The organism is Flintibacter muris (assembly GCF_943192995.1).
Lineage (GTDB): Bacteria > Bacillota > Clostridia > Oscillospirales > Oscillospiraceae > Lawsonibacter > Lawsonibacter muris.
Window position 1 is genome coordinate 1 of sequence record NZ_CALPCP010000018.1, and the last position, 26,195, is coordinate 26,195.

Genomic DNA, 26,195 nt, shown 5'->3' on the forward strand with positions numbered 1-26,195 from the left:
GCCTGGTCCCAGGTCAAGGGCCTGGCCGTGGTATGGTACATGGTGGTGGCCGCCGTTGTGGTGGGCTTTATGGTGGCCTACGCCGCCATGTTTGGCTTTGATAAGCTCAAAGAGGCCATCATGCAGCTTGAAAAGAAAAAGGCGTAAAGCCCCCGGCGGGAAATGCCTCTATTTGGCCCGTAAAGGCCCCCACAAGGGCCGTCAAGGCCGGGAGGGGTAAAGATACCCCCGGCACCGTGACCGGGGGTGTTTTTTCCAATGGAAAAAAGCCGGAGGGGCCTGCTGGCCTCTCCGGCTTTTTATGTTTTTACTGCTGGATGTATTCCGTGCCGCCTATGTTCAAAGATACCGGCTCCCCGGTGCTCCTATCAATCAAGACCTGGAATTTTTCCGTACTTTCCACGCCCATGGCGTTTTGGGCTGTTACGCTGGATTGTATCACATCATAGCCGTCCTCATTGACCCCAAAGGCCCACTTGGATGCGCTGCCAAACTGGGCACTGTCCGGGTGGCTCAGGCACTCCTTGACCAAGAGCTGGACGCTGACCCGGTACTCATCACACTGGGCAGAGGACACATAAAAGCTGGGCACCTGGGCCACCACGGCCCCGTCCACATAGATGTCCTGGTCATCAAAGTAAATGGCCTCAACGGCCTTTGTACCGTTGTCCAGCCACACCACGATGGTCCCGTCCATGCCCCGGTAGTGGTCCGTTTCCACGTCCCTGACATGGTAGGAGGTTTGGCTTTCCCCCTCTTTGAACTGGGTGACCTCTTTGACCTCCAGAACGCCGCAAGCGTCAAACACCTCAAGCAAATCCCGCTCCTGCTGTTCTGTCAGCCCTATTGTTTCCGCCAGCAGGCTTTTGGGCTTTTGCCCTGCCGTGCCGCTGACCCCTGCCGCTATCCCGCCGATGATAGCAATGAGGACAACGGCAAAGATGGCCAGCGGGATGAGGCACCCCCGGCGCTTTTTGGGCTCATTATTTGGCATCCCTCTCTACCTCCTCAAAAATTCTGTTTTCGGTCTTTCTTGACCTTTACAAACCCCATTATATCTGGCCTCTGCCGTGCTGTCAAGCAACAGAGCCTATTTGATAATGACTTGACGGCCATGCAAAGTATAATTACTTTGAAAGGAGGCGCTGCGGATGATTGCGGAGAAAATAAAGGCGTTAAGAGAGGCACGGGGCTGGACACAAGCGGAGCTTGCCCGCCGTATGGGTATCACCCGCAACGGCGTGAACTCCTGGGAGCAAGGACTTTCCATCCCGTCCCCGGCCAGCATCGTGGAGCTGGCAAAGACCTTTTCCGTGTCTACAGACTATCTTCTGGGCCTGGAGCCGTTGGCCAGCATTAACGTGTCCGGCCTGGATGAGCGGGACGTTGCAACACTTGCCATGCTTGCGGACCGGCTGAGGGCCACAAAGGATTAAAAAATTGCCCGGCAAAATTTCTTTTTGCACGGGCTTTTTTCTATCTTGACATTATATACCTTTTGGTATATAATTCGTTTATAAACATCAAAGGAGGCCGCACCTGTGGACAGCAGACTAAAAACAGCCCGCCTTGCACATGACCTGTCACAGTCACAATTAGCCAAGGCCGCTGGCATCAACCTCCAAATGCTCCAGCACTATGAGCAAGGCGTGAGGGACCTGAGTGGTGCCAAGCTGGCCACGCTGCTCAAGCTGTGCAGGGCGCTCCAGTGTTCTTTAGAGGACATCCTGCCAGACGGAGAAACAACGGAGCTATTGAGGCTATACACAGCAGAGCAAGCGGGGTGAACAGCCCCGCTTTTCTTATTTTCTGGAGGTGCTATAAATGAACCACAAAGGAGCCACCCATTTCACACTCAATGACCGGCAGACCCTGGAGCGGATGCTGAGAAAAGGCTTTTCAAAGCCCGCTATTGCGGAGGCCCTGGGCAAGTGTGAACGGTCTATCTACTATGAAATAGGCCGGGGCCTGTGCGTCCAGCGCACCACGGACCTCATTGACGTTGAGGTCTATTGTGCGGACGTGGCACACCGCAAATACAAGGCTTTCCTCAAGGAAAAGGGCAAGGAGCTCAAAATCGGCCATGACCACGCCCTGGTCCAACGGCTGGAGGAGCTCATCATGGTCCAAGGCTTTGCCCCTGGTGCCGCCCTTGCGGAAATCCGAAACAACGGAGAGCATTTTGACACGGAAATCTGTGAGAATACGGTCTATAATTACATCTACCGTGGGGACGTGTTCCTCTTTCTTACCCCGGAGCACCTGCATGACAAAGGCCGCCGCCACTACGCCGCCAAGAGCAAAAAGGAGGCGGCCAGGGCTCCCCGTGGCCAGAGCATCGAAAAGCGCCCGGAGGAGGTCAAGAGCCGGGGCAGTTTTGGGCACTGGGAGATGGACAGCGTTATGGGGTGCAAGGGCTCCAAGCAAGCCCTCCTGGTGCTGACAGAGCGGAGGACCCGCATGGGGATTGTCCTGCTGGTGGAGGACCACACGGCGGCCAGCGTGGTCAAGGCCATCAATAGCCTGGAGCGGCGCTTTGGTAAACTGTTCTATAAACTTTTTAAGAGCATCACCGTTGACAACGGCTGTGAGTTTCAAGACTTCGAGGGCATAGAGATGTCCCACCGGCGCAAGGGCAAGCGGACTATTGTGTTTTTCTGCCACCCGTACAGCGCCTATGAGCGGGGCAGCAATGAGAACATGAACCGGCTGATTAGACGGTTTTTCCCCAAAGGCACCAACTTTGATGAGGTCACAAAGGAGGAGGTGATGGCAGCGGAGCGGTGGGTCAACAACTACCCCCGCAAGATACTGGGCTGGAAGTCCGCCACCATGCTCTTTGACCAGGAGCTCCAGGCGGCGTAACGCCCCGGTCCTATATAAGCGTACCAGCCGAATGGGATTGACCCATCCGGCTGGCTTGTCATGTCATTTTGTTGTGAAAACGCATAAAATATGCCCGCCTCACTTATGCAAGGTGCTATTCTTTCTTGTCTTTTGCAAATTTCTCTTGACTTTTAGGTAGTCTAAAAAATTTATTCTGAACACAAAAGGCCGCCCCGTCTGGGGCGGCCTTTGTGTGATGCAGGCTGTTACATGGATTCCTCGTCAATAACCTGGGCTTTAATCAGGTTGGTGCAGCCGCTCTTCCCCAGGGGGATGCCGGCGGTGATGACCACCACGTCGCCGTTTTGAACCAGCCGCTCCTTCACCGCCACCTCGGTGGCCAGAGAGAAAATGCGGTCGGTGGAGGTGACCTCCCCGGTGAGGAAGGGGATGATCCCCCAGGAGATGTTCAGCTGGCGGCGCACCTTTTCGTGCATGGCCAGGGCGGCGATGGGACAGGCGGGGCGGAAGCGGCAAATCATCCGGGCACTGCGGCCGGAGTTGGTGGCGGCCAGAATGGCCTTGGCCTCCAGATCCTTGGCGGTAAGACAGCAGGTGTGGGTAATGGCGTCGTTGATGTCAGCGGTGGGCAGGATGCGCTGCTTCTGGAACTGCTTCCAGTAGTCAATGGCCCCCTCGGTCTCGGTGACGATACCCACCATAGCCTGGAGGGCCTCCACCGGGTACTTGCCCCCGGCGGTCTCGCCGGAGAGCATCACACTGCCAGTGCCGTCGTACACGGCGTTGGCCACGTCGGACACCTCGGCCCGGGTGGGCCGGGGGTTGCGCATCATGGAGTCCAGCATCTGGGTGGCGGTAATCACCGGCTTGCCCACCTGGAGGCCCTTGCGGATCATCTGCTTTTGCAGGATAGGCACCCGGGCGGCGGGAATCTCCACGCCCAGGTCGCCCCGGGCCACCATAATGCCGTCAGCGGCCTCCAGAATGTCATCCAGGTTGTCCACGCCCTCCTGGTTTTCAATCTTGGCGATAATCTTCACATCGTCCCCGCCGTACTGGTGGAGGACGGCCCGGACGGCCTCCACATCCGCCGCCCGGCGGACAAAGGAGGCGGCAATAAAGTCAAAGTCGTTCTCCACGCCGAAGCGGATATCGTCAATATCCTTCTCCGTGAGGGCGGGCAACTGGATATGTACGCCGGGAATGTTGATGGACTTGTTGGCGGACAGGGTGCCGCCGTTTTCCACTGTACAGATAATTTTCGTATCCTCAATCCGCTCCACCCGGATGGCCACCAGGCCGTCGTCAATCAGAATCTCCTGGCCTGGAGTCAGCTCCTGGTGGAGCTTAGGGTAGGTGACAGACACCCAGCCCTGATTTCCCACCACATCCTCGGTGGTGAGAGTAAAGGGGTCGCCGGGCTCCAGGGTGATGGATTTGGTCTCAAAGCTCTTGATGCGGATCTCAGGTCCCTTGGTGTCCAGGATGGTGGCCACCGGACGGCCCATGGAGTCCCGGACGTTTTTCAGCATGTTCAGCCGCTCCAGGTGCTCGCCGTGGCTGCCGTGGGAAAAATTGAACCGGGCCGCGTCCATACCGGTGCGGATCAGGGTACGGATCATATCCTCACTGTCCACTGCGGGGCCCAGGGTGCAGATAATTTTTGTTCTTCTCATAGTGATTACCTCCTTCGGGTATCAACGTTCTTTTCTGTTCGGACGCCCTTATGTTACAGGAAAAAATCCCGGATGAATAGGGCAGATTTTCATAAAAATGAAGCTTCTGTCGGAAAAAAAGTGGGCTGTCCCACCAAGAAAACCGCTATTTTGCGTCATATTATGTTTGTCTTGCGGGGAAAAGAGGATTTTGCTATACTGGTGTAAAAAGGGGGCTGAACCGTGATGAAACGAAAACAGTGCCTGGCAGTTTGCCTGCTCTGCGTGATAATTCTGACTGGGTGCGGTTCCGGGGAACGGGAGGCCGGTTCCGGGCCAGAGGGGGCGGAAAACGCTGTGTCCAGCCGTTCTGATTTGGAAACCAGGCAGGGGCGGGAGGCCATCCCGCTGGAGCTGCCCCAGGGGGAGGTTCCGGAGCGAACGGTGGTGGAATACACCTGGGACCACCCGGTTACAGTGGACGGCGGCCGCCAGCTGACTATCCGGCTGTTCTGCCAGGCGGAATACCAGTACAGCTCCTGGGGGTACAGCGTAAAGGACATAGAGGTGCTGGAGGGGAATGCCCTGCTGCAAAGTATATCCATAGAGGAGGCCGACACCGCAGCTCTGGTTCAGGAGGGGATCGACCCGGACTATGCCCAGGCGCAGACCCACTGCTGGGAACCGGACGGCAGTCTTCACCTCAACGACCTGAATTTCGACGGTCACCCCGATCTGCGGCTGCTGGAGGGTACCGGCGTGGTCAACAGCCGCTATCTGTGCTGGCTTTGGGACCCGGATTCCCAAACCTTCCGCTTTGCCTTCTCTCTGGTGGGCTATGATGTACAGATCGATGCGGAGGAGAAACAGATCATCACCACCGCCCGGGATTCCATGACCCACATTACAAGCTATTATACATATGACGAAACTGGTACGCTCCAGCTGGTGGATAGGGACTCTGTAACGCCGGAAATGGGGTAACAGACGAACAGCCGCCCGGTGCATATGCGCCGGGCGGCTCGCTTCATAATATCAGCACATTTTGGCCCCGGCGGGGATTTTGTCGTCCAGGATCAGCAGGTTCAGGCACTCCTCCCCCTTCTCGGTGTGGACGGCGGAGATGAGCATGCCTTGGCTCTCCTGCCCCATCATCTTCCGGGGGGGCAGGTTGACAATGGCCATCAGGGTCTTGCCGATCAGCTCCTCAGGCTTGTACCACTTGGCAATGCCGGAGAGAATCTGACGGTCGGTTCCGGTGCCGTCGTCCAGGGTGAATTTCAACAGCTTGTCGCTCTTCTTCACGCTCTGGCAGTCCTTCACCTTCACTGCCCGGAAGTCACTCTTGCAGAAGGTGTCAAAGTCCACCTTCTCCTCCAGCTGGGGCTCAATCTCCAGGCTGGGGAGGGCGGCCTTTTTGGCGGCCTCGGCGGCTGCCTCCAACTGCTCCAGGGCCTTGTCCGTGTCGATGCGGGGGAAGAGGTTGTCCCCGCGCTGAACGGTGACGGTCCCGGACAGGGAACCCCAGGCGGCGGCGCTCTCCCAGGTGGAGCACGCCTCGCAGGCGCCGATCTGACGGAGCACCTCAGCGGCGGAGGTGGGGATAAAGGGAGTGAGCAGGATGGCGCAGATCCGCAGGGTTTCCAGCAGATTGTACATCACATGGGCCAGCCGGGAGCCATTGGCCTCCATGTCCTTGGCCAGCACCCAGGGGGCGTTCTCGTCGATATACTTGTTGGCCCGGCCGATGACCTTAAAGATTTCCGTCAGGGCGTTCTGGAAGGCGAAGCGCTCCATCTGATCCTCGTACAGGTTCCGCAGGTTAGCGGCCTGAACGATAAGAGACATATCGTAAGCGTTATCTTCGGGGCCTACAGGGGCGGCGATAAAATGCTCTTTTACACACTCTTCCGCCAGGTGTCGGTCGGATTCCGACGCTCCAGAGCCCTCAGGCAGCTGCCCACCGAAGTACTTGCCCACCATGGACACGGTGCGGCTGAGCAGATTGCCCAGGTCGTTGGCCAGGTCCACGTTGATGGTCTGGATCAGGGCCTCGTTGGAGAAGTTGCCGTCAGAGCCGAAGGGGAAGGTGCGCAGCAGGAAGAAGCGCAGGGCGTCCACCCCGAACAGCTCGGCCAGGATATAGGGGTCCACCACGTTGCCCTTGGACTTGGACATTTTCCCTCCGTCCAGAAGCAGCCAGCCGTGGCCGAACACCTTTTTGGGCAGAGGCTCTCCCAGGCTCATGAGCATGGCGGGCCAGATGATGGAGTGGAACCGGACAATCTCCTTGCCCACAAAGTGGACATCAGCAGGCCAGAACTTTTCATAGTCGTCATACCTGTCGTTGAGGAAGCCCAGGGCGGTGATATAGTTGGACAGGGCGTCCACCCACACATAGACCACATGTCCCGGGTCAAAGTCCACCGGGATGCCCCAGGTGAAGGAGGTGCGGGACACGCACAGGTCTTCCAGGCCGGGCTTGATAAAGTTGTTCACCATCTCGTTCACCCGGGAGCGGGGCTCCAGGAAGTCGGTGTCCTCCAGCAGGTGCTGGATCTTTTCCGCATACTTGGACAGCTTGAAGAAGTAGGCCTCCTCCTCCGCGTCCTGCACCTCCCGGCCGCAGTCGGGGCACTTGCCGTCCACCAGCTGGCTGTCCGTCCAGAAGGACTCACAGGGCTTGCAGTATTTGCCCACATACTTGCCCTTGTAGATATCCCCGTTGTCGTACATCTTCTTAAAAATTTTCTGGATGGCGGACACATGGTAATCGTCGGTGGTGCGGATAAAGCGGTCGTTGCTGATGTTCATCAGCCTCCACAGATCCAGGATGCCCCGGTCCCCCTGGACAATGTTGTCCACAAACTGCTGGGGGGTAACTCCCGCCTCCCGGGCCTTGTCCTCAATCTTCTGGCCGTGCTCGTCGGTGCCGGTGAGGAACATCACCTCGCAGCCGGTAAGCCGCTTGTAGCGGGCCATGGCGTCGGTGGCCACGGTGCAGTAGGTGTGGCCAATGTGCAGCTTATCGCTGGGGTAGTAGATGGGGGTGGTGATATAAAAACGTTTCTTTTCCATTTCAGCAATCTTCCTTTTGTCATTTGTAGAGGCAGCCTGCCGCCGCCCGCTGTGGTATTTGATTTTCGCAGGCGTTCCTGCCCATCACCCGTGCTGTTCCTCCTCACAGGGAGGCATTCGTTCCGGCCAGGGCCCGCCCAGCAGTCCGCGGACAAAGCCCAGGGCGGACAGGGAAAAGGCCGCCGTGGCAAAGATGGTAAACCAGTCGGGCCAATCGGCCAGAGAGGTAATCCCCACCGCCACCCCCATCAGGGCACAGAAGGCGGTCCTTCTGGGCCGTGGCTTGCCGTAGAAAAAGCCCGCCAGATAGTAGTGGGCCAGGGTGAGCAGCAGCGCGGCAAAAAGGGAAAAGCCATATTTCATCAGGACCGGCTCAGTGCCGTGCTTTAAGTGGGTGGCAAAGAGCCATATCAGCCCCGCCAGGGCGGGGAAGGAGACCAGATAACAGGCGCTGTCAGTGATTTTCCCCCTGTAGGCCATCCGGCCCATATATATCACACCCCATCCGGCCAGAACACACAGCCCCCCTGTGAGCAGCTGGGAGACGGGAATGGACATCTGATACATCTCGGGCGCGGCCCGCCACAGGCGCAGGGTCCGAAAGCCGTCCTGCATGCCGAATCCCCCGGCGGCCAGCATCAGAAAGCCGGCGGCGGCCAGAAGGGTCATCTGCCCCACGCCAGGGGAGCCGAAGGCGGGCAGAAAGTCGTCCAGTCCCTCCCGCTTCTCCCGGAGGAGCACCAGAAACAGGACAGCCAGCAGGGCCAGCAGCCCAAACAGGGCGCAGGTGGCGGGGGCGCCGTGGACAAACAGGCCCATATCGGGCTGATAGGCGGAGGCCGTCTGCCACCGCCGCAGAAAAAATCCGGCCGCCCCTCCGGCCACGGCCAGAACGGGCAGGGTGATATCTCTTCTCATTGCGCAAGTCCTCTCATTCCCAGGCGTATTTCTTACAATAAAAGCTATCATATACCAGATCAGACTGAAAATCAATCCTTTTTCCGGAAAGCGCAGGGAAATCAATTTTGGCGCTGTAGGGCGCGCCGTTGGAAAAATCTGTGGGCCAGCGGCGGGCCGAGTCGTCCCGCCCTACAAATTCGGCGGGGTGCTTTAAAATTGATTTCCGTGGGGAAAGCGGCTTCTTTCTACAGCCGCGGCCCGCTCCCGCCGCCTTTTCCCTTTCCAAACTGGAACCACAAAGCGACAATCAGTAAAATCACGCCGATTATGGTCCCCATCGCGCCCACCAGCTCAGACACCAGGCCCTGATACTCCAACAAGGAAAAGAGGGCCAGAAACACCAGATCGCCGTAGAGCAGCAGCCGGGCGGTGGGGTCCATCCGTTTTTTCGCCCGGTCCTTGGCGTCGGCCAGCTTCTCCTGCTCCTGCTGGCGCTTGAGCTCCACTGTGCGGCTGTGCTGCCGCCTTTTATTCTTTTTCGCTGCCATAGGGCTCTCCTTTCAAAATGGCGGCCGCCCCCACAACCACGTCCCCATCATAAAGAACCACAGTCTGGCCGGGGGTGATGGCCCGCTGGGGCTGGTCGAAGGTGAGGCGGATGGAATCCTCCCCGGTCTGCTCCACCAGGCAGGGCTGTTCCGTCATACGGTAGCGGATCTTGGCCCGAAGGCGGAGGGGGCCGTCCAGCCGGGCGCAGGGGATCAGATTCAGCCGGTTGGCGCTGAGGGTACGGGCAAACAGGCTCTCATTGCCCGACAGCACCACCGTGTTGTCCCCGGGGCGGACCTCCTTCACGTAGAGCCGTCCCCGGCTGGAGGATACCCCCAGTCCCCGGCGCTGGCCTATGGTATAGTCGATAATGCCGGTGTGCCGGCCCAGCACCGCTCCCCCCTCGTCCAGAAAAGGGCCGGCGGGATAGTCCTGTCCGGTGCGGCGGCGGATAAAGGCGCCGTAGTCCCCGTCAGGGACAAAGCAGATGTCCTGGCTGTCCCCCTTGTGGGCGTTGAGCAGGCCGGCCTCCGCGGCAATCTCCCGCACCTCCTCCTTGGACAGCTCCCCCAGGGGGAACAGGGCCCGGGACAGCTGCTCCTGGCTGAGCACGGCCAGCACATAGCTCTGGTCCTTGTCCAGGTGGGCCGCCTTTTTCAGCAGCCAGCGCCCCGAGCCGCCGTCGTAATCCAGCCGGGCGTAGTGGCCGGTGGCGATCCTGCCCCAGCCCAGCTCCTCCGCCCGGCGGAGAAGGGCGCCGAATTTGACCCGCCGGTTGCACTCCACACAGGGGTTGGGGGTCCGGCCCGACTCATAGTCCTGGACAAAGGGCTCCACCACCTCCTCCCGGAAGCAGTCCGTCATATTGAACACATAGTGGGGGATGTGCAGGCGGCGGGCCGCCGCCCGGGCGTCCTCCACGCTGTCCAGAGAGCAGCAGGCGCTCTCCCCGTCCAGGCCGGCCAGGGTGTTGTCCACCAGCTTCAGGGTGACGCCCACCACGTCATACCCCTCCCGCCGCAGGAGCAGGGCGGCGGCGGAGCTGTCCACCCCACCGCTCATGGCGGCGGCAATCTTTTGATTCATAGAGACCTCCATGGGCATTTCGCTGAAATTTCCTTCCAAGTATACCACAAAATCACACTCCTGGCAACCGAAACCCCTGGAACGCCCGGATTGTTTACACCCTGACGGGTGTAAAATACATCTTGTATTCATACCTTTCGAGTTCACAAACACGGCACAAGATGTAGTAGACAAAGGGGACATGCTGTGCTATAATCGCCCTTGGACTTCGATTTGAGGACCTGGCGAAACGGCCCTTGTCGAGGTCCCTTACAATGAGAGGAGAACAAGCATGAAGGTTATTAAACGGGATGGCACCAGCGTGGACTACGACCGCAGTAAGATCGTCATTGCTATTGACAAGGCCAACGCGGAGGTCCCCGAAACAGAGCGGATGAGCCGGGAAGACATCGACGCCATTATCGACGGCATTGAGGCCCTCAAGCGCCCCCGCATGCTGGTGGAGGATATCCAGGATCTGGTGGAACAGGGCCTGGTGGCCCGGAACAAGTTCTATCTTGCCAAAACCTATATCATCTACCGCTACAACCGGGCCCTGGTCCGCAAGGCTAACACCACCGACGAATCTATCCTGGCCCTGCTGCGCAACGAAAACAAGGAGCTGGCTGAGGAGAACTCCAACAAAAACACCATGATCGCGGCCACCCAGCGGGACTATATCGCGGGTGAGGTGAGCCGGGACCTGACCCGGCGCATTCTTTTGCCCGAACACATCTCCAAGGCCCACGACGAGGGGGCCATCCACTTCCACGACGCCGACTATTTTGTCCAGCCCATATTTAACTGCTGCCTGATTAACATTGGCGATATGCTGGAAAACGGCACCGTGATGAACGGCAAGCTGATTGAGAGCCCCAAGAGCTTTCAGGTGGCCTGCACGGTGGTCACCCAGATCATTGCCTGTGTAGCCTCCAACCAGTACGGCGGCCAGAGCGTGGACCTGCGCCATCTGGGCAAGTATCTGCGCAAAAGCCGGGAGAAATTCAAGGCCCACATCGCCTATGAGTGCGCCAACCAGGTGGATGAGGCCACCATGGAGCGCCTGGTGGAGGACCAGGTGCGCAGTGAGCTGAAAAACGGTGTACAAACCCTGCAATATCAGATCAACACCCTGATGACCACCAACGGCCAGTCCCCCTTTGTCACCTTGTTCCTGAACCTTCAGGAGGGCGACCCCTACATCCAGGAAAACGCCATGATTATCGAGGAGGTCCTCCGCCAGCGGCTGGAGGGCATCAAAAACGAGAAGGGCGTGTTCATCACCCCCGCCTTTCCCAAGCTGGTCTACGTGCTGGACGAGCACAACTGCCTCAAGGGGGGCAGGTACGACTACCTCACCGAGCTTGCCGCAAAGTGCTCCGCCAAGCGGATGTACCCCGACTACATCTCCGCCAAGAAAATGCGGGAGAACTACCAGGGCAATGTCTTCTCCCCCATGGGGTGCCGGTCCTTCCTGGCCCCCTGGAAGGACGAGGAGGGCAATTACAAGTTCGAAGGCCGCTTCAACCAGGGGGTGGTGTCCCTCAACCTGCCCCAGATCGGCATTTTGTCCGGCGGCGACGAGGACAGGTTCTGGCAGCTGCTGGACGAGCGGCTTGAGCTGTGCTTCCAGGCCATTATGTGCCGCCACAACGCCCTGAAAAAGGTGCGGTCCGACTCCTCCCCCATCCACTGGCAGTACGGCGCTATCGCCCGCCTGCCCAAGGGGGCCTCTATCGAGCCCCTGCTCTACGGCGGCTACTCCTCCATCTCCCTGGGCTACATTGGCCTGTATGAGGTGACCAAGCTGGTCAAGGGAGTCAGCCACACCCAGCCCGGCGGCACCGAATTCGCCCTGGCGGTGATGAACCGCCTGCGCCGCGCCTGCGACGACTGGAAGGCGGAGACAAATATCGGCTTTGCCCTGTACGGCACCCCGGCGGAGTCCCTGTGCTACCGCTTTGCCCGCATTGACAAGGAGCGCTTCGGCACCATTCCCGACGTCACCGATAAGGGCTACTACACCAACAGCTACCATGTGGACGTGCGGGAGAAGATTGACGCCTTTGACAAATTTATCTTTGAAAGCCAGTTCCAGCGCATCTCCACCGGCGGCTGTATCTCCTATGTGGAAATCCCCAACCTGCGCCACAACCTGGAGGCCCTCCAGGACGTGGTCCGGTTTATCTACGACAACATCCAGTACGCCGAGTTCAACACCAAAAGCGACTACTGCCAGTGCTGCGGCTACGACGGCGAGATCGAGATCAACGAGGAGTTCCAGTGGGAGTGCCCCGTGTGCCACAACAAGGACCAGTCCAAGATGAACGTCACCCGCCGCACCTGCGGCTACCTGGGTGAGAACTTCTGGAACGTGGGCAAGACCAGGGAGATTAAGGCGAGGGTTCTGCATCTGTAATTGATGGGCGGGGCCTCCAAACGGAGGCCCCGATTTTATCTGGGGAGATGACCTGAAATGGATCAGTACCGGACCTCTGGAACATTTAATGAGGCCGCCATAAAGGAAACCGCAAAAATTTATGTCCCGTCCTGGTATCGCTGGCTGAACAGAGTATTTTGTGCTTTTTCTTTTTTGATGTTCCTTCTATTCAGCCTTGTTGGAAAGGATGTTGGATTTTCCTGCTTTTTCCTGTTCGCCGTGGCAGTGTTCGTCAGCTACCCCGCCCTGCTGCGCCGCCGGCACTGGAAACTGGCCATTATCCGCCTGACCGAGCAGACCGGAACTTCCTCGTTCCGGCTGGAGACCTTTTTTAATGTGGACGGCCTTGTCGTCCGCAATCTGGAGACCGACGGTTCTGTCCTGCTTCGCTATGAGGACATTGCGTTTCTGTCGGAGAGCAAGCATTACTTTGCCATTATGACCAGGGGCCAGCAGTTTACGCTGATTTTCAAGGACTGTTTGACTGACGAGCAGAAAAAGAGCTTCATACACAACATGAAACAGCGCTGTCCCAAACTCAAAGTCAGAAAATAAGACGGTGATTTTTATGAACTACGCCGATATCAAAAAAGTGGATGTGGCCAACGGGCCGGGGGTGCGGGTGTCGCTGTTTGTGTCCGGCTGCACCCATCGGTGCGAAGGGTGCTTCAACCCGGAGACCTGGAGCTTTGATTTTGGCTCCCCCTTTGGGGAGGCGGAGGTGGAAAAAATCCTCACCTTTCTGGCCCCGGACCACATCCGGGGGCTGTCCCTGCTGGGGGGCGAACCCTTCGAGCCGGACAACCAGCGGGCCGTTCTGGACCTGGTGCGCCGGGTGCGGGAGCAGCTGCCAGAGAAAACCATCTGGTGCTACACCGGTTACCTCTACGAGGATCTGGCCGCCAACCACATGGGCACCCACAGCCGCCCCCTGCTGGAGGGGCTGGACGTGCTGGTGGACGGCCCCTTCATCCTGGAGAAAAAAGACCTGGGCCTGCGGTTCCGGGGCTCCTCCAACCAGCGGATCATTGATGTCCCCACCTCCCTCCAGGCCGGAGAAGTCCGGCTGGCGGAGGAATATATGTAATCAAAAGCGCCCATATCTCGACTTTGTGCGAGGTATGGGCGTTGTTATACATGATGGCTCCGGAACTGCAGCGGCGGGCCGTCCAGCTCTATGACAGTATCGGCGCGGGCCAGTAGGTTGGGCTCGTGGCTGACCAGCAGAACGGGGGCGGGGAGGGCCTTGAGCCGCTCCAGAATACGCAGGGCCCGGGGGAGGTCCACCCCGGCGAAGGGCTCATCCAGCAGATAGAGCCGGGCGGGGAGGGCCAGGCACCGGGCCAGGGCCAGGCGGCGGCCCATCCCCCCGGACAGGGCGGCGGGGCGGGTCTTCTCCTCACCGGTCAGCTCGGCCAGCTCCAGAAGGCCGGGTACCACGTCCCGGCACCCCTTTGGAAGGACGTCGGTGAGGTGCTGCTCCACCGTCCGCCAGGGGAGCAGGCGGTCGTCCTGAAAGAGAAGGGCGGTCTCACGGGGGGCAGCCCCCTCCACTGTCCCCCCCTGGGGCTTTTGCAGGCCTGCCAGTATCCGGAGCAAAGTGGTCTTCCCGCAGCCCGATGGACCGCTGAGGGCGATGACGCCCCGGTCCGGAATTTGGAGGGAAAAGCGGTCCAAAACCCTTTTGTCTCCAAAGCGGACCGTAAGGTCTTTGCACAATATCACCCGTCCCACCCCCTTCCCCACCGGGCCAGGCCGGTCCGGAGCAGACGTTCCAGCGCCATGCTCAGGGTGACTGTGGCCGCCGTCCAGGCGAAGAGCTCCGGGATATCCAGATAATACTTTGTGTAATAAATCCGCTGTCCCAGGGAGGGCTCGGGCAGGCAGAGCACCTCCGCCGCCACGCCGGACTTCCAGGCCAGTCCGGCGGCATTGGTGAGCGCGGACAGAATATGGGGCCGCAGGGAGGGCAGACCAATCAGCCAGAGGGTTTTCCAGCGGGAAAAACGGTATACCCGGGCCAGCTCCAGCCGTTTGGGGTCGATGGACTGGATGCCCCGGCACAGGCTGTCCCACACCACAGGCAGCACCATCATGGCGGAGATCACCGCCGGCACCCTGTTCCGCCCGGTCCACAGCAGCACCAGCAGGATGAAGGAGGCCACCGGCGCCGCCCGCACCACCCGGATGGCCGGGGCCAGCAGCCGTTCCGCCCAGGGGGAGGCGCAGGTCAGCAGGGCCAGCATCGCCCCCAGTACAATTCCCGCACCCAGTCCCAAAGCAATCCGGCCCAGTGAGGCCAGAACCACAGCCCAGAAGTCCCCTGTCCCAATCATGGAGACAAGGGCGTTCCAAACGGAAACGGGATAGGGCAGCAGCAGCTCGTTGCCCCTGCCCCCCACATGCCGGTCCACCAAACAGGCGCAAGCCTGCCAGACCCCCAGCCAGAAGGCGGGGGCCGGCAGGGCGTATAACAGCTTTTTCAGGGGTTTAATCCACCCCATAGTAGAAGGAATCGTAGGGCAGTCCGCCGCCGATAGACTTGGGCTCCACCTGGAAGAGAATCTCATAGTAGCTCTCCAGCATGGTCTTCATAGTTTTGCCGGAGAAAAAGACCATAGAGCACTGAGGAATAGCCTTCTCCGCCACCTTGGCATTGGGGGCAATGCCATAGTCGGCCACCAGCTGGGCGGCGCCGGCAAGGTTGGCGGGGTCGGTCATATACTGAATAGATTCCTCGTAGGCGGACAGAAATGCCTCCACTTCTAGGGGGTTCCCCTCAATATAGTCGGTGCGGGCTACGATACAGCCCATAGGCAGGGAGCTGCCCTCCAGGTCGTTCCAGGCCTCAGACAGGGAGACCGCCTCACGAACGTCGCTGTCCTGAACCATCAGGGCGGTGGCGGCGGGGACGGGAAGCATGCAGATACCCGCATCGGAGGAGGTCATCTTGGCTGTGATCTCCTGGGGGGTAAGCCATTCAATGTTCACCTCGGAGGGGTCCACGCCGCTGCCCTCCAGCAGGTGATTCAAAATGTGCTCCGGGTTGGCCCCTTTGGTGTTGGAGGGACAGTACAAAGTCTTGCCCGCCAGGTCGGCCATACTGTGGACTGTGTCCCCCTTCTCCAGGATATAGAGCACTCCCAGGGTATTGACAGCCAGCACCTGGATGGCACCGTCGCTCTGGGCGTAGAGCATGGCGGCGGAGTTGGTGGCGATAGCGGCAATGTCCACGTCCTTGTTGATTAAGGCGTTGGTGACCTCCTGGTTGTCTGTGACCACCTCTGCTGAGGAGATGGCGTCCATATCGGTCATCAGCTTGGCGGCGCCCACGCCGGTGGGGCCGGAGAGAACCATAAATCTGGGACCGTCAACGGGGTCAGAATTGCCAGGCTCAGCGGAGGAGATGGAGCCGTCCGTCCCGGCGGAAGAACTTACGTCGGGAGTGGAGGAGCTGGAGCCGTTGGAGGCAGGCTTAGGCCCGCAGCCCGCCAGCAGGGACAGGGCCAGGGCGGCGGTGAGAAGCAGAGAGAGGGTACGTTTCATAGTAATCATCCTTTCATATTACAGGACTGTCTCCAGCCCCGCGGGATCGACGACGGTGATGGTCTTGCCCTTGCGGAGGATAAGTCCGCTGTCCTCCAGGGCGGAAAAGGCCCGGTAGAGGGAGGCCCGGCTCACTCCCAGGCGCTGGCACAGCTGGGTGGCGGGACAGGTGACCGTTCCGCCGCCGGACAGCAGGTAGCGGGCCAGCTTGCCCTCCACCCCCGGCTGGGCCAGGGTTTGCAGCCGTCCGGAGAGAAACCGCACCCGTCCGGTGAGGTAGCGCAGATAGTTTTCCCGGATCTGGCTGTGTTCAGCCAGCAGCCGGTCCACCAACGGCTGGTCCAGCATCAGGCACCGGCTGAAGCACCTGGCGGCGATGGTGGCGGCGAACTCCGGCTCGTCGCTGTACAGCGCGGCGGCCCCGAACAGGTCTCCGGGCCCCAATACGCTGACGGCCAGCGCCCCCTTGGTCACCTGGAGCTGTCCGGACAGCACCACCCCCAGCCGCCGCTGAAAGCTCTGGGGGCTGTACACCGTCTGCCCCGGCAAAAACTCCTCCCGCCCGGCCATTTTGGCCAGCCGGCACAGAAAGTCCTCCTCCACTCCCTGGAACAGGGGGCAGGCGGACAGCAGGGCGGTTTCCTCTTTTGTAAGCGGCAAAGGCGTCGCCTCCAGACTGTCTTATTTGAGACAATCCAGAGTATACCCCAGGGCAGAGAAAAAGTCAACCCCGACGATTGGAAAATCGTCAGGGTTGATGGTTTCGTTCGCAGCGGCCACCGACGGCGGGCGTTCTCAGGCCAAACTGCGCTTATTCGTAGTACTCCACCAGCTCAAAGGCGCCGATGGCCTGGCACACGTCGCAGATGTCTGGCCGCTCCTCAAACACCGCGCCGCAGAACTGGCAGCGGTAGCCCATCTTTTTCTTCCGGGGGCCGGTTTGCTTCTGACTCTCCTCCCGGGCGGGCGCGGTGGCCTGTTCCGGGGCGGTTTGGGTCAGCTTGGCCAGCAGAGTCATAAAGCAGCTCTCATGATTGCGCTCAATGGCGGCCACCTTTTCAAACATGACGGCAATGTCCTCCAGCCCCTCCTCCCGGGCCTGGGCGGCGAAGCCGGGGTACATGTCGTGCCACTCGCTGTACTCCCCTATGGCGGCCTGGGTTAGGCACTCCTGGGTGTCGGTGGCCTTGCCGTAAAGCAGCTCAAACCAGAACCTGGCGTGCATCATCTCGTTCTGCGCCATCTGTTCAAAGGCGGCGGCCACCTCCTCATTCCCGTTAGCCCGGGCGGCCATGGCAAAATAAGTATACTTGTTGCGGGCAATGGACTCCCCCGCCAGCGCCTTGCGGAGATTTTCCGCAGTCTGAGTATTTTTGATGTCCATGTCTGTTTCCTCCTGTTCAATTTATAGAAATCATCAGATTTGCCGCCCCTGCAGCTCCGGTGTCAGCAATTTTGTAGCTTGCTATAATATGTAAGATTGGTCAATCCTCATCATACAGCTCAGGCCGGAACACTCCATCCTCTCCCCGGCTCCAGGCGGTGCCGGGCTCAGAGTCCAGCAGAGGGATGATATCCGGGTCGTAGTTGCAGATGGTATTCAGGGCGTACACCGCGAAGTGGTCCCGGTCCTCCAGATAATCGCCGTTCTCGTCCCCGGCGGTAAAGCGCCAGCCGCTGTCCCAGGTCTCGTCCTTGGCATCGGGGGTAACCCGGTAGCAGTAGCCTACCCTTGCCCCGTCCACCAGAATGCGGTCAGAGGCGATGCAGCCCTGAGGACCATCCCCCTGGTAGAGGGCCTTCAGCGTCTCCATAGGAATGGCGTAAGCCTTGGGAGGCAGGTCCCGGCAGACGTTGGGGCGGTCTATGCCCACGATCTCCAGCAGCCCGGCGTGAAAACGCTTGAGCAGTTCCTCCGCGCTGTGTTCCATTTTGAACTGCATCTCCTCAAAGTACAAGGGAATCATCTGGTAAAAGTTCACCTCGTCCCCGCTGGGCAGGGGACAGCAGACGGCCTCCTCGTCAAAGGCTCCGGGCTCGGTCAGGATCAGACCGCACAGCCTGGTGTTAGGGGCGAAGGGGGCGTCGTCGGGATTGGCAATGGTGTGGCCCCAGCCCAGCCAGCCGTCCTCCTGGATGGGCAGCCGGGCCAGAATTTTCAGCCAGCGGATGGGCCAGTACCACTCCTCCCCCTCCTCCCCGATTTTCCAGTCCGGGGGCAGGGTGACGATAATCTCCGCCCGCTCCAGCTTCTGTTCCGCCAGCTCCGGGGGTACGTTCATCCGGTGGGCCCCCATGCCGAAGGTGGACAGGACGTAGTAGTTCCGCTCCGGCGTGGGCTCCATAATATAGATATCCACATGGATATCGGGGGACATGATCTCATGAAACACATTGCCGCAGGGGCCGAAGTACCTGCTCAAGTGGGCCTCCACCGCATCCCAGTCCTCCTGCTCGTACATCTCCGGGCTGTATGTTTTGGCGGAGATATATTGTTCGCACCTTTGGATAAAGTGCTCCGCGTCCTTGTCGGCGGGGTCCAGCTCCAGCACCCGTTGGAAGCAGGCCAGGGCCTCCTCCTCCCGATCCAGATAGAACAGGGCGTAGCCCAGGCGGTAGTGCCAGAGGGGGTCCTCCTGCCCCTCCGCCGCCACCGACCGCAGCAGCTCCTCCGCCCGCTCCAGCTGGCCACGGGACTCCGGCTTGTCCAGATCGGCAATATTGTTGTAGGCCCGGGCCAGATGGCCGGTGAGGGTATAGTCCAGCCCCTGGGTATCGCTCATCCCCTCCAGGCAGTCGATAATCTTCTGATACTCATCCTCCTGGTTCCACTTGTCCAGAAGGGCTAAAATGTCATTCATGTTTGAAACACCTTCTTAACCAATTTGCAGGGGCGGCCTGCGGCCGCCCTTTTTCTATTCTCACAGCTCCTTGCTTGCCTGTATGGTCTCTTTCCGGGCGGTGCTGCTGACTACGCAGATGCGCCCAATGGTCTGGGCCACCTGGCCCAGGTCGCCCGGGGCGGTGCAGGTGGCGGTGAGCACATAGAGGAAGGGGCCGGCAATCACCTCGCACTGGGCCTGATAGAGCCGTTCGCCCCCCTCCCAGATCTCCTTCCAGCCCCAGCGCAGGGCGCCCCCTTTCAGTTCCATACCCTCCACCCCGTTGAGGGTGGCCAGGTTATCGGTGAAGCGGGCGTCCCCCTCCCGCATGCGGTAAGCGCTCACCCGCCATACAGGGTCGTCTTCGCCGCCGCTCCACAGGTGGGCGCCGCCGCCGTTTTCCCACCGCTCCCAGCTGTAGAGCCAGGCGCCGGGCAGGGTGAGCCTCAGCACCCCCACCGCGTGAGTCACAGGCCCCTTGCGGTAGCCGGGGGCAAACTCCTCCTCCAGCTCGGGGCCCTCTGGCAGCGCCGGTTCCCGCTCCGCCAGGGCGCACACCTCCCGATAAGCTCCGCGGGGCAGGGGCAGGCTGGGGTCCAGCTTGGCCGCCCGCTCCAGATCGTCCAGGATGGCGCCGTTGACGGCGGTATCCTCCAGACTGCGGGTGGAGGGGGCAAAACAGCATGCCTCCCACAGGGCGTTGATGGCCCGGTTGCGGAAGAAGCAGGCGTCATGGGTCCGCCCGTTCCAGAGGAAAAAGCGGCTGGCCAGAGCCTCCACGCCCCCCACCTCCGTCAGCCTCACCAGCTCAGACAGGCGGAAGCGGCCCATGGGGGTAACCACCGTGTCGGGAATGTCCTCAGGGGCGTACTGCTCCAGGTCCCAGCACAGCTGCATGCCGGACACACCCTTGCCGCTCTCCCTGCGGCACACATCCACCAGGGTGCGCAGCCAGGGGTAGAAGTGCTCCTCCTTCATGCGCTGAAAGTCCCGGTGGCGGTAAAAGCCGGTCTCATCCTCCACCACCAGGGAGCGGATGGGCAGATTATCCACCAGCTCCACCGCCGCCCGGTGCAGTCCCGCCCCGGCGGGGGTAGACATGCACCCGCCCCGTACCAGCCAGGGTCCGGCGGGGTTCTCCTCAGGCCGCCACAGAATGTTCAGCTCCCCTCCCAGCGGGCACAGAACAATTTTCAGGCCGCCCTCTCCCCCGGCCAGATGGTAATTGCGTTCATCCGCCAGGATTTTTGCCGCCTCCAGCAGCGCCTCCGGCCGGTCTATCTTGCCGGCAAATTGAAGCCCGATGCTCATACGTTCTCTTCCTCCTGTTTCAGACCAATTCCCCAGGCGTCCCTGCGGAAGGTATGAAAGCTGGCCCAGGACACCGGAGCCCCGGCAAAGACCTCTACAGCGGCGTCAAGCAGTACCTTCAGGTCCCAGGCGATAAAATCCAGATAGCCAAAGGCGGTACCGGTGGCCCCGCCGGTGAAAGTGACCACGCCCTCCCCCGTCCGACCCAGGATGGCCTCCTCCAGCTGATCCCGCAGGTCTAAAATCTCCTTCCGGCCCACCTTGTCCAGGGGATAGTAAAAGAAGCCGGGAACCGCCCCGTCCTGGTACAGGCGGTCCATATAGTAGTCCTCCCCCTGGAAATAGGCACTGATGATAGGGATACAGCAGGTTACGCCCACATAGATGTCCTGACGCAGGGCCCAGTTCTCCTCTTCGCTGGGTTTGCCCTCATAGGCGGTGTACCGCTGGCAGGCCAGCCCCGGGTCGCCGGCCTGGAGCCAGCCCTCCGGGTCTACCTCACTGGCCACAAAGCCGGCCAGTTCGCTCAGCGGAATGCTCTCTCCCCCCTCGGGGACCTCTAAAATGTCCAGATAGTCCACATATCGCATGGCGGCCAGCTCTCCCAGCGCCTGGTCCAGCAGTATGCACATCAGTTGATAGACCTGATTTCTGTCCTCCTTCATCAGGGGGGCCAGCTTTTCGCAGCACAGCCGCAGTCCCACGCCGTTGTCCTGCGTCTTCTCCACCCACACCCGAACATCCTCCAGGGCGATATCCTGTCCGAACATTTGCAGGATGTAGCTTTTGGAGCGGGTACGGCCCACCAGGATATTCCAGTTTTTCAGCAGCTCCCTGGGGACCCGCTGCTGGAAATAGGCCAGCTGGAACAGCCGGGCCCGGTCCCCCTCGGGGCTGAGGATCAGCTCATACTTCTCCCCGTTGTAACCCAACTCAAAGGAGGGACTTGCAAAGGCGGGGGTCAGCAGCTCGCCGCACCGCTCCACCAGCCGCCCGCTTACGGCCCCCCGGTCCTTCTGGTCCATCAGGGCCCGCAGCTCCCCCTCCCCGGCCAGAAACGCGGCCCAGGCCTCCTGCGTCCGCACCCGGAAGGGCTTTATGTTCAGGGGCAGGGACAATTCTCTCATACGCTCCTCATCCATGGAAAACGCTCCTTTCAGTTCAGGCTGTCCAAATAGGCCGCCGGGCCGCTGTGGTACAGGTCGCCGCCATGGGGGTCCAGAATGACGGTGAGGGGCATGTCCTCCACCTTCAGCCGGCGCACCGCCTCACAGCCCAGGTCCTCCCAGCAGATGACCTCCAGCTCCTTGACGCAGGCGGCCATCAGCGCCCCCGCTCCCCCCAGGGCGGCCAGGTAGACCGCTCCGTTTCGGACTGCTGCCTCCTTCACGGCCTGGTTCCGGGCCCCCTTGCCAATCATAACAGCCTGGCCCAGGTCCAGCAGCCGGGGGGAGTAGGCATCCATCCGCCCGCTGGTGGTGGGCCCGGCGGAGCCGATCACCTCCCCGGGCCGCTCCGGGGTGGGGCCCACGTAGTACAGCGCCGAGCCCTCCACCGGGAAGGGCAGCTCCTCCCCCTTATCCAGCAGCTCCATCATACGCTTGTGTGCCGCGTCCCGGGCGGTGTACACTATCCCGGACAACAAAACGGTATCCCCCGCCTTCAACGGGGCCAGATCCTCCCGGGTGACGGGAGTGGTCAGCTTATGCTGCATGAAGATCCCTCCATAATTTAAATGTAGGGCACGACGACCCGGCGCGCCGCTATGGACCGGCCTTGTAGAGCTCGTCGCGCCGGGTCGTCGCGCCCTGAACACGTTCAAAACATGTTTTCAAAAATTGCGAACGTCTCCTCGCTCATCCGCCGGGTGGCGGCCAGACTGCTGGACAGCACGCTGCCGTTTGCAGTGAATTTCAGAGGTTTTTCCTTGCTTTTCGGGTAGCCGAAGCGCAGCTCAGCCAGCACCTCGTCGGGCAGCTGGCGGGGCTCAATGGAGGAGCCCTCCTCCCCCCACACTGCCCACTGGGAACAGCAGTTGAAGGGGTTCTGGTGCTCCAGATGGGGCTTCTCCACCTGTTCCAACAGGGGAATCACCTGCATACCCTCTGGCACCGCAGCCAGATTCTGGTAGCTCTTGCAGTCCCAGCTCCAATAGTAGATGTCCCCGCGGCAATCTCGAGACTCCTCCACGATTCCTTCCGGGATCAGCGCGCCGTGCCGGGTTCCCAGCTCCCGCATGGTGTAGTCAAAGGCGGGCTCCCGGTGGGTCACGGGCAGGCGGGCCAGCACATACAGGTGCTTTTGCATGTAGGTAACCGGAAAAACTACATCCCCCACCTTGATAGATGCGATAGTTGGCATACGAGAGTGAATACTGCCATAGACCACCTTGATTGGGCCGGTATCTCTCGCCTTTTCAATTTCCTTCCATCGGTCCTGGGGCCAATAGACCATATATCCAGCCATCTCACAGCACCTCCGTCGCCCGGCGGGTGACGTGACAGCTCACATTCACCGCCACAGGCAGTCCGGCCACATGGGTGGGGGCCGTCTCAATGGTCACCCCCAGACAGGTGGTCTTACCGCCGAAGCCCTGGGGGCCAATCCCCAGGGCGTTGATCTCCTCCAGCAGTTCGTCCTCCAGGGCCTCATAGAAGGGGTCGGGATTTTCCTCGTCCAGGGGGCGCAGAAGGGCGTGCTTGGCCAGGGCGGCAACCTTGTCGAAGGACCCGCCGATACCCACGCCCAGCACAATGGGCGGGCAGGGGTTGGGTCCGGCCAGCTTCACCGTCTCCACCACAAAGCGCTTCACGCCCTCCACCCCGTCGGCGGGCTTGAGCATGGCCAGGCGGCTCATATTCTCCGAGCCAAAGCCCTTGGGGGCCACGGTGAGGACGCATTGGTCCCCTGGGACAATACGCACCGTAATAGAGGCGGGGGTATTATCCTCTGTGTTAACCCGGCGCAGAGGGTCGCCCACAATGGACTTGCGCAGAAAGCCCTCGCCGTAGCCCTGGCGGACCCCCTGGTGGATAGCCGCTTCAAACTCCCCCTCAATGTGGACCTCCTGGCCCAGCTCCACAAAGACGCAGGCCATACCGGTGTCCTGACAGATGGGCAGCTTTTGCTTCCGGGCCTGTTCCTGGTTTTGCCGGAGCAGGTTCAGCGTCTCCTGGGCCAAAGGCCAGGGCTCGGTGCAATGCGCCCGCTCCAGGGCGCAGTCCACATCCATGGGCAAACGGGTATTGGCCTGGACGCACAGCCGGGCCACGGCGGCGGTGATGTCAGCGGCGGAAATGGTTCGCATGGCGCAAAACTTCCTTCCTATAATTTTTCTACTTTATTTTACCATAGCACAGCGCGGCTTTCAATGCACAACAGCATAAAAAAGAGGAACCCGTTGGTCCCCCTGCCGCGCTGTCACCAATCATGCCGGTTGGTGCTGATATCGTTTTTGTGGTATAAGCTGACAATTTGGTCAACGCGCTCCAGACAATCCGGGTCATCTAAGGTGTCGTCGTTCAGAATAGCCCGGATTTCCTCCAGAATCTCCACTGCCTTGCTGTCAATCTCACTGATGCGCTGCAAAACCTTGCTTTCCTCGTTTTCGAGATGGCACAGCAATTCCTTCCCAAGGATTTGAGCATACAGCGATTCTTCGATTGGCATTGGCATCAATATCACCTCATTTATATTATAGGGCTAAATCACCCTAATATCAATAGGTCAAATTGACATACTTTTTATGGGTGATACTATGTCTCAACTGCTGAAATTGAGAAAAAAGAGAGGCTTTACACAAATTAAGATGCAAATGCTGACCGGAATCGACCAGAGCGACTACTCTAAAATTGAGACTGGAAAGCGAAATATGTCCTTTGAGCAGTGCAAACGAATTGCGCTGGCACTGGATACCAGCATGGATTACCTGGCTGGTCTGACCGACGAGCCAAAGCCATATCCAAGAAGCAAAAAATAAATCCCGCTGTGCTCTTGGCATAGCGGGATCATTGTTGAATCATGACAAATAAGGTACGCTTGCAAAGCGGCGGCGGTTTGGTTACACCTCTGCAAAGGAGGTGAACGCCCCATGCCTGTGACTATGACGGTTACATTTCATATCGGCAAGTATACCGTAACAGTTCAAGTCAAGGTAAAGTGAAACCGCCACCTTGCGCCAGGTGACGGTTTCTTAGGCTTTACCTAAGTTTCTTTTATTTCCTGCGCCGGGCCAAACCGCCGAAGCTCAGCAGTGCCCTGCACACCTGCAGTATAATACATCCAACGCAAACTGTCAAGGGTGCGGGCGGCCCCGCCTCCGTTTTGGAGGCGGGGCCGTTTTTTCATTAGTTGGAAGCGGTATCGGGGTCGGTGTCGTCGCCCCAGAGCATGTTCTTGCGCAGCTCGGCGCCCACGGTCTCCATCTGGTGCTTGGCCAGCTGGGAGCGCTTGGCGTTGAAGAAGGTGCGGCCGTTCTTGTTCTCGGCAATCCAGCGGCCGGCGAACACGCCGTCCTGGATGTCGGTGAGGACGGCCTTCATGTTCTTCTTGGTCTCCTCATAGGGCAGGATGCGGGGGCCGGAGACGTACTCGCCATACTCAGCGGTGTCGGAGATGGAGTAGTTCATCATGGCCACGCCGCCCTTGTTGATGAGGTCGATGATGAGCTTCATCTCGTGGATGCACTCAAAGTAGGCGTTCTCGGGGGCGTAGCCCGCCTCCACCAGGGTCTCAAAGCCCAGCTTCATCAGCTCCACCACGCCGCCGCACAGCACGGCCTGCTCACCGAACAGGTCGGTCTCGGTCTCATCCTGGAAGGTGGTCTCCATCACGCCGCCCCGGGCGCCGCCGATACCGGCGGCGTAGGCCAGAGCCAGCTTATAGGCGTCGCCGGTGGCATTCTGCTCCACAGCGATCAGGCAGGGCACGCCCTTGCCCGCCACATACTGGCTCCGGACGGTGTGGCCGGGGCCCTTGGGGGCGATCATGGACACGTCCACACCGGCGGGGGGAACGATCTGCTTGAAGTGGATGTTAAAGCCGTGGGCAAACATCAGCATGTTGCCGGGCACCAGGTTGGGGGCGATATCCTTCTTGTATACGTCGGCCTGGACCTCGTCGTTGATAAGGATCATCACAATGTCGCCCCACTTGGCGGCCTCAGGGACGGTCATGACCTTCAATCCGGCCTTTTCGGCGGCGGCCCAGTTCTTGGAGCCCTCCCGCAGGCCCACGCACACGTCGCAGCCAGAGTCCTTCAGGTTCATGGCGTGGGCGTGGCCCTGGGAGCCGTAGCCAATGATGGTGATCTTCTTGCCGTCCAGATAGTTGATGTCACAGTCCTTCTCATAGTACATTTTTGCCATAGTTGTATTCCTCCTTCAATTTGTTGTCGTCATATATGGTGCTGCGCCCTCTTTCGATGGCGATGGTACCCGTTTTTGTAATTTCCAGAATGCCAAAGTCAGCCAGCATTCCGATCAGCGCGGCCGTCTTCTCCTTGTCACCGAAGGTGGCCACTGTGAGGGTCTCCCGGCTTACATCAATGATGTTGGCCCGGAAAATATTGGCCATTTGAATCACTTCGTCCCGGGCGTTGCGGTCAGCCGCCCGGACCTTAATCAGCGCCACCTCCCGCCGGATGGAGCTGGCCTCATCCAACACCTTCACCGCCTGGACGCAGATCAGCTTGCGGCACTGGGCGGCAATCTGGTCGATCATCAGTTCGTCGCCCATGATGCTGATGGCCAGCCGGGCGGTGTGGGGGCGGTCGCTCTCACCGGTGACAATGGACTCAATGTTATACCCCTTCCGGGAGAACAGCCGGGCTACCTGGCTCAATACGCCAGGGGTATCGTCGGCCAGAATACACAGGGTATATTCTTTCTTTTGGGTGTCAAATTCACGTTTCATCCCTTGCGC

At 59.9% G+C, this 26,195-nt stretch carries 28 protein-coding genes; 8 read left to right on the forward strand and 20 right to left on the reverse strand.

Features of this window, described 5'->3' with window-relative positions; all coding sequences use genetic code 11:
• Nucleotides 1-307: 307 nt before the first annotated feature.
• The gene (locus NFS22_RS13700; protein ID WP_251318317.1) at nt 308-994 is read right to left on the reverse strand and encodes a hypothetical protein; all 687 of its coding nucleotides are present in this window, start codon (nt 992-994) and stop codon (nt 308-310) included.
• Between the two features lie 157 nt (nt 995-1,151).
• On the opposite strand from NFS22_RS13700, the gene NFS22_RS13705 reads away from it, so the two are divergent.
• From NFS22_RS13705 to NFS22_RS13715, 3 genes are all read left to right on the forward strand, one after another.
• A complete protein-coding gene (locus NFS22_RS13705) occupies nt 1,152-1,436 on the forward strand; it encodes a helix-turn-helix domain-containing protein (protein ID WP_251318318.1) in 285 nt (94 codons plus the stop codon).
• 105 nt (nt 1,437-1,541) lie between these two features.
• Nucleotides 1,542-1,787: a helix-turn-helix transcriptional regulator gene (locus tag NFS22_RS13710; protein ID WP_251318319.1), complete on the forward strand. Its 246-nt coding sequence runs from the start codon at nt 1,542-1,544 to the stop codon at nt 1,785-1,787.
• A 37-nt stretch (nt 1,788-1,824) separates the two neighbouring features.
• Nucleotides 1,825-2,865 (forward strand): IS30 family transposase, encoded by a 1,041-nt coding sequence (locus NFS22_RS13715; RefSeq protein ID WP_251318320.1) that lies wholly within the window; start codon nt 1,825-1,827, stop codon nt 2,863-2,865.
• A gap of 227 nt (nt 2,866-3,092) precedes the next feature.
• On the opposite strand, the gene pyk is transcribed toward NFS22_RS13715, so the two are convergent.
• Nucleotides 3,093-4,523, reverse strand: coding sequence for a pyruvate kinase (pyk, locus tag NFS22_RS13720; RefSeq protein WP_251318321.1), 1,431 nt, complete (start codon nt 4,521-4,523; stop codon nt 3,093-3,095).
• Nucleotides 4,524-4,748: 225 nt separating this feature from the next.
• Between pyk and NFS22_RS13725 the strand changes: the two genes are divergently transcribed.
• Nucleotides 4,749-5,486 (forward strand): XAC2610-related protein, encoded by a 738-nt coding sequence (locus tag NFS22_RS13725; protein WP_251318322.1) that lies wholly within the window; start codon nt 4,749-4,751, stop codon nt 5,484-5,486.
• Between the two features lie 51 nt (nt 5,487-5,537).
• On the opposite strand, the gene metG is transcribed toward NFS22_RS13725, so the two are convergent.
• The 4 genes from metG to mnmA all read right to left on the reverse strand — a co-directional run bounded on the left by metG (nt 5,538) and on the right by mnmA (nt 10,163).
• Complete coding sequence (gene metG, locus NFS22_RS13730) at nt 5,538-7,580, reverse strand: methionine--tRNA ligase (RefSeq protein WP_251318323.1); 2,043 nt, start codon at nt 7,578-7,580, stop codon at nt 5,538-5,540.
• Between the two features lie 84 nt (nt 7,581-7,664).
• The gene (locus NFS22_RS13735; RefSeq protein ID WP_251318324.1) at nt 7,665-8,498 is read right to left on the reverse strand and encodes a hypothetical protein; all 834 of its coding nucleotides are present in this window, start codon (nt 8,496-8,498) and stop codon (nt 7,665-7,667) included.
• A gap of 227 nt (nt 8,499-8,725) precedes the next feature.
• Nucleotides 8,726-9,028 carry a hypothetical protein gene (locus tag NFS22_RS13740; protein ID WP_251318325.1) on the reverse strand — a complete coding sequence of 101 codons (303 nt, stop codon included), beginning with the start codon at nt 9,026-9,028 and terminating at the stop codon, nt 8,726-8,728.
• Nucleotides 9,009-10,163 (reverse strand): tRNA 2-thiouridine(34) synthase MnmA, encoded by a 1,155-nt coding sequence (mnmA, locus tag NFS22_RS13745; RefSeq protein WP_338147975.1) that lies wholly within the window; start codon nt 10,161-10,163, stop codon nt 9,009-9,011. The genes NFS22_RS13740 and mnmA overlap by 20 nt, the downstream gene beginning before the upstream one ends.
• Nucleotides 10,164-10,386: 223 nt before the next feature.
• Between mnmA and nrdD the strand changes: the two genes are divergently transcribed.
• The 3 genes from nrdD to nrdG are packed head-to-tail and all read left to right on the forward strand — an operon-like array spanning nt 10,387 to nt 13,621.
• Nucleotides 10,387-12,513 (forward strand): anaerobic ribonucleoside-triphosphate reductase, encoded by a 2,127-nt coding sequence (gene nrdD, locus NFS22_RS13750; protein WP_251318326.1) that lies wholly within the window; start codon nt 10,387-10,389, stop codon nt 12,511-12,513.
• Nucleotides 12,514-12,570: 57 nt separating this feature from the next.
• On the forward strand, nt 12,571-13,089 hold the full coding sequence (locus NFS22_RS13755) for a YcxB family protein (RefSeq protein ID WP_251318327.1): 519 nt from the start codon (nt 12,571-12,573) through the stop codon (nt 13,087-13,089).
• Between the two features lie 13 nt (nt 13,090-13,102).
• On the forward strand, nt 13,103-13,621 hold the full coding sequence (nrdG, locus tag NFS22_RS13760) for an anaerobic ribonucleoside-triphosphate reductase activating protein (RefSeq protein WP_251318328.1): 519 nt from the start codon (nt 13,103-13,105) through the stop codon (nt 13,619-13,621).
• A 44-nt stretch (nt 13,622-13,665) separates the two neighbouring features.
• Here nrdG and NFS22_RS13765 read toward each other — a convergent pair whose 3' ends face one another.
• From NFS22_RS13765 to NFS22_RS13820, 12 genes are all read right to left on the reverse strand, one after another.
• Nucleotides 13,666-14,211 carry an ATP-binding cassette domain-containing protein gene (locus NFS22_RS13765; protein WP_251318329.1) on the reverse strand — a complete coding sequence of 182 codons (546 nt, stop codon included), beginning with the start codon at nt 14,209-14,211 and terminating at the stop codon, nt 13,666-13,668.
• 44 nt (nt 14,212-14,255) lie between these two features.
• The gene (locus tag NFS22_RS13770; protein WP_251318330.1) at nt 14,256-15,038 is read right to left on the reverse strand and encodes an ABC transporter permease; all 783 of its coding nucleotides are present in this window, start codon (nt 15,036-15,038) and stop codon (nt 14,256-14,258) included.
• On the reverse strand, nt 15,025-16,080 hold the full coding sequence (locus tag NFS22_RS13775) for an ABC transporter substrate-binding protein (RefSeq protein ID WP_251318331.1): 1,056 nt from the start codon (nt 16,078-16,080) through the stop codon (nt 15,025-15,027). Before NFS22_RS13775 ends, NFS22_RS13770 begins: the two co-directional genes overlap by 14 nt.
• 18 nt (nt 16,081-16,098) lie before the next feature.
• Nucleotides 16,099-16,740, reverse strand: coding sequence for a Crp/Fnr family transcriptional regulator (locus NFS22_RS13780; RefSeq protein WP_251318332.1), 642 nt, complete (start codon nt 16,738-16,740; stop codon nt 16,099-16,101).
• Nucleotides 16,741-16,891: 151 nt separating this feature from the next.
• A complete protein-coding gene (locus NFS22_RS13785; protein ID WP_251318333.1) occupies nt 16,892-17,464 on the reverse strand; it encodes a rubrerythrin family protein in 573 nt (190 codons plus the stop codon).
• Nucleotides 17,465-17,564: 100 nt separating this feature from the next.
• A complete protein-coding gene (locus NFS22_RS13790; RefSeq protein ID WP_251318334.1) occupies nt 17,565-18,941 on the reverse strand; it encodes an immunity protein Imm33 domain-containing protein in 1,377 nt (458 codons plus the stop codon).
• Between the two features lie 60 nt (nt 18,942-19,001).
• Nucleotides 19,002-20,273 (reverse strand): hypothetical protein, encoded by a 1,272-nt coding sequence (locus NFS22_RS13795; RefSeq protein ID WP_251318335.1) that lies wholly within the window; start codon nt 20,271-20,273, stop codon nt 19,002-19,004.
• Complete coding sequence (locus NFS22_RS13800) at nt 20,270-21,415, reverse strand: hypothetical protein (RefSeq protein WP_251318336.1); 1,146 nt, start codon at nt 21,413-21,415, stop codon at nt 20,270-20,272. The genes NFS22_RS13795 and NFS22_RS13800 overlap by 4 nt, the downstream gene beginning before the upstream one ends.
• 14 nt (nt 21,416-21,429) lie before the next feature.
• Nucleotides 21,430-21,987: a Fe-S-containing hydro-lyase gene (locus NFS22_RS13805; protein ID WP_251318337.1), complete on the reverse strand. Its 558-nt coding sequence runs from the start codon at nt 21,985-21,987 to the stop codon at nt 21,430-21,432.
• Nucleotides 21,988-22,091: 104 nt separating this feature from the next.
• Nucleotides 22,092-22,739, reverse strand: a complete 648-nt coding sequence (locus NFS22_RS13810) for a hypothetical protein (RefSeq protein WP_251318338.1) — start codon at nt 22,737-22,739, stop codon at nt 22,092-22,094.
• A gap of 1 nt (nt 22,740) precedes the next feature.
• Nucleotides 22,741-23,580 (reverse strand): fumarate hydratase, encoded by an 840-nt coding sequence (locus tag NFS22_RS13815; RefSeq protein WP_251318339.1) that lies wholly within the window; start codon nt 23,578-23,580, stop codon nt 22,741-22,743.
• A 113-nt stretch (nt 23,581-23,693) separates the two neighbouring features.
• Complete coding sequence (locus NFS22_RS13820) at nt 23,694-23,948, reverse strand: hypothetical protein (RefSeq protein WP_251318340.1); 255 nt, start codon at nt 23,946-23,948, stop codon at nt 23,694-23,696.
• A gap of 82 nt (nt 23,949-24,030) precedes the next feature.
• Here NFS22_RS13820 and NFS22_RS13825 point away from each other — a divergent pair, with 82 nt between their 5' ends.
• Nucleotides 24,031-24,252, forward strand: a complete 222-nt coding sequence (locus NFS22_RS13825) for a helix-turn-helix domain-containing protein (RefSeq protein WP_251318341.1) — start codon at nt 24,031-24,033, stop codon at nt 24,250-24,252.
• 367 nt (nt 24,253-24,619) lie between these two features.
• Here the strand turns inward: NFS22_RS13825 and ilvC are convergent, their stop codons facing one another.
• Nucleotides 24,620-25,639 carry a ketol-acid reductoisomerase gene (gene ilvC, locus NFS22_RS13830; RefSeq protein WP_251318342.1) on the reverse strand — a complete coding sequence of 340 codons (1,020 nt, stop codon included), beginning with the start codon at nt 25,637-25,639 and terminating at the stop codon, nt 24,620-24,622.
• On the reverse strand, nt 25,620-26,186 hold the full coding sequence (ilvN, locus tag NFS22_RS13835; protein WP_251318343.1) for an acetolactate synthase small subunit: 567 nt from the start codon (nt 26,184-26,186) through the stop codon (nt 25,620-25,622). The genes ilvC and ilvN overlap by 20 nt, the downstream gene beginning before the upstream one ends.
• Nucleotides 26,187-26,195 lie beyond the last annotated feature (9 nt).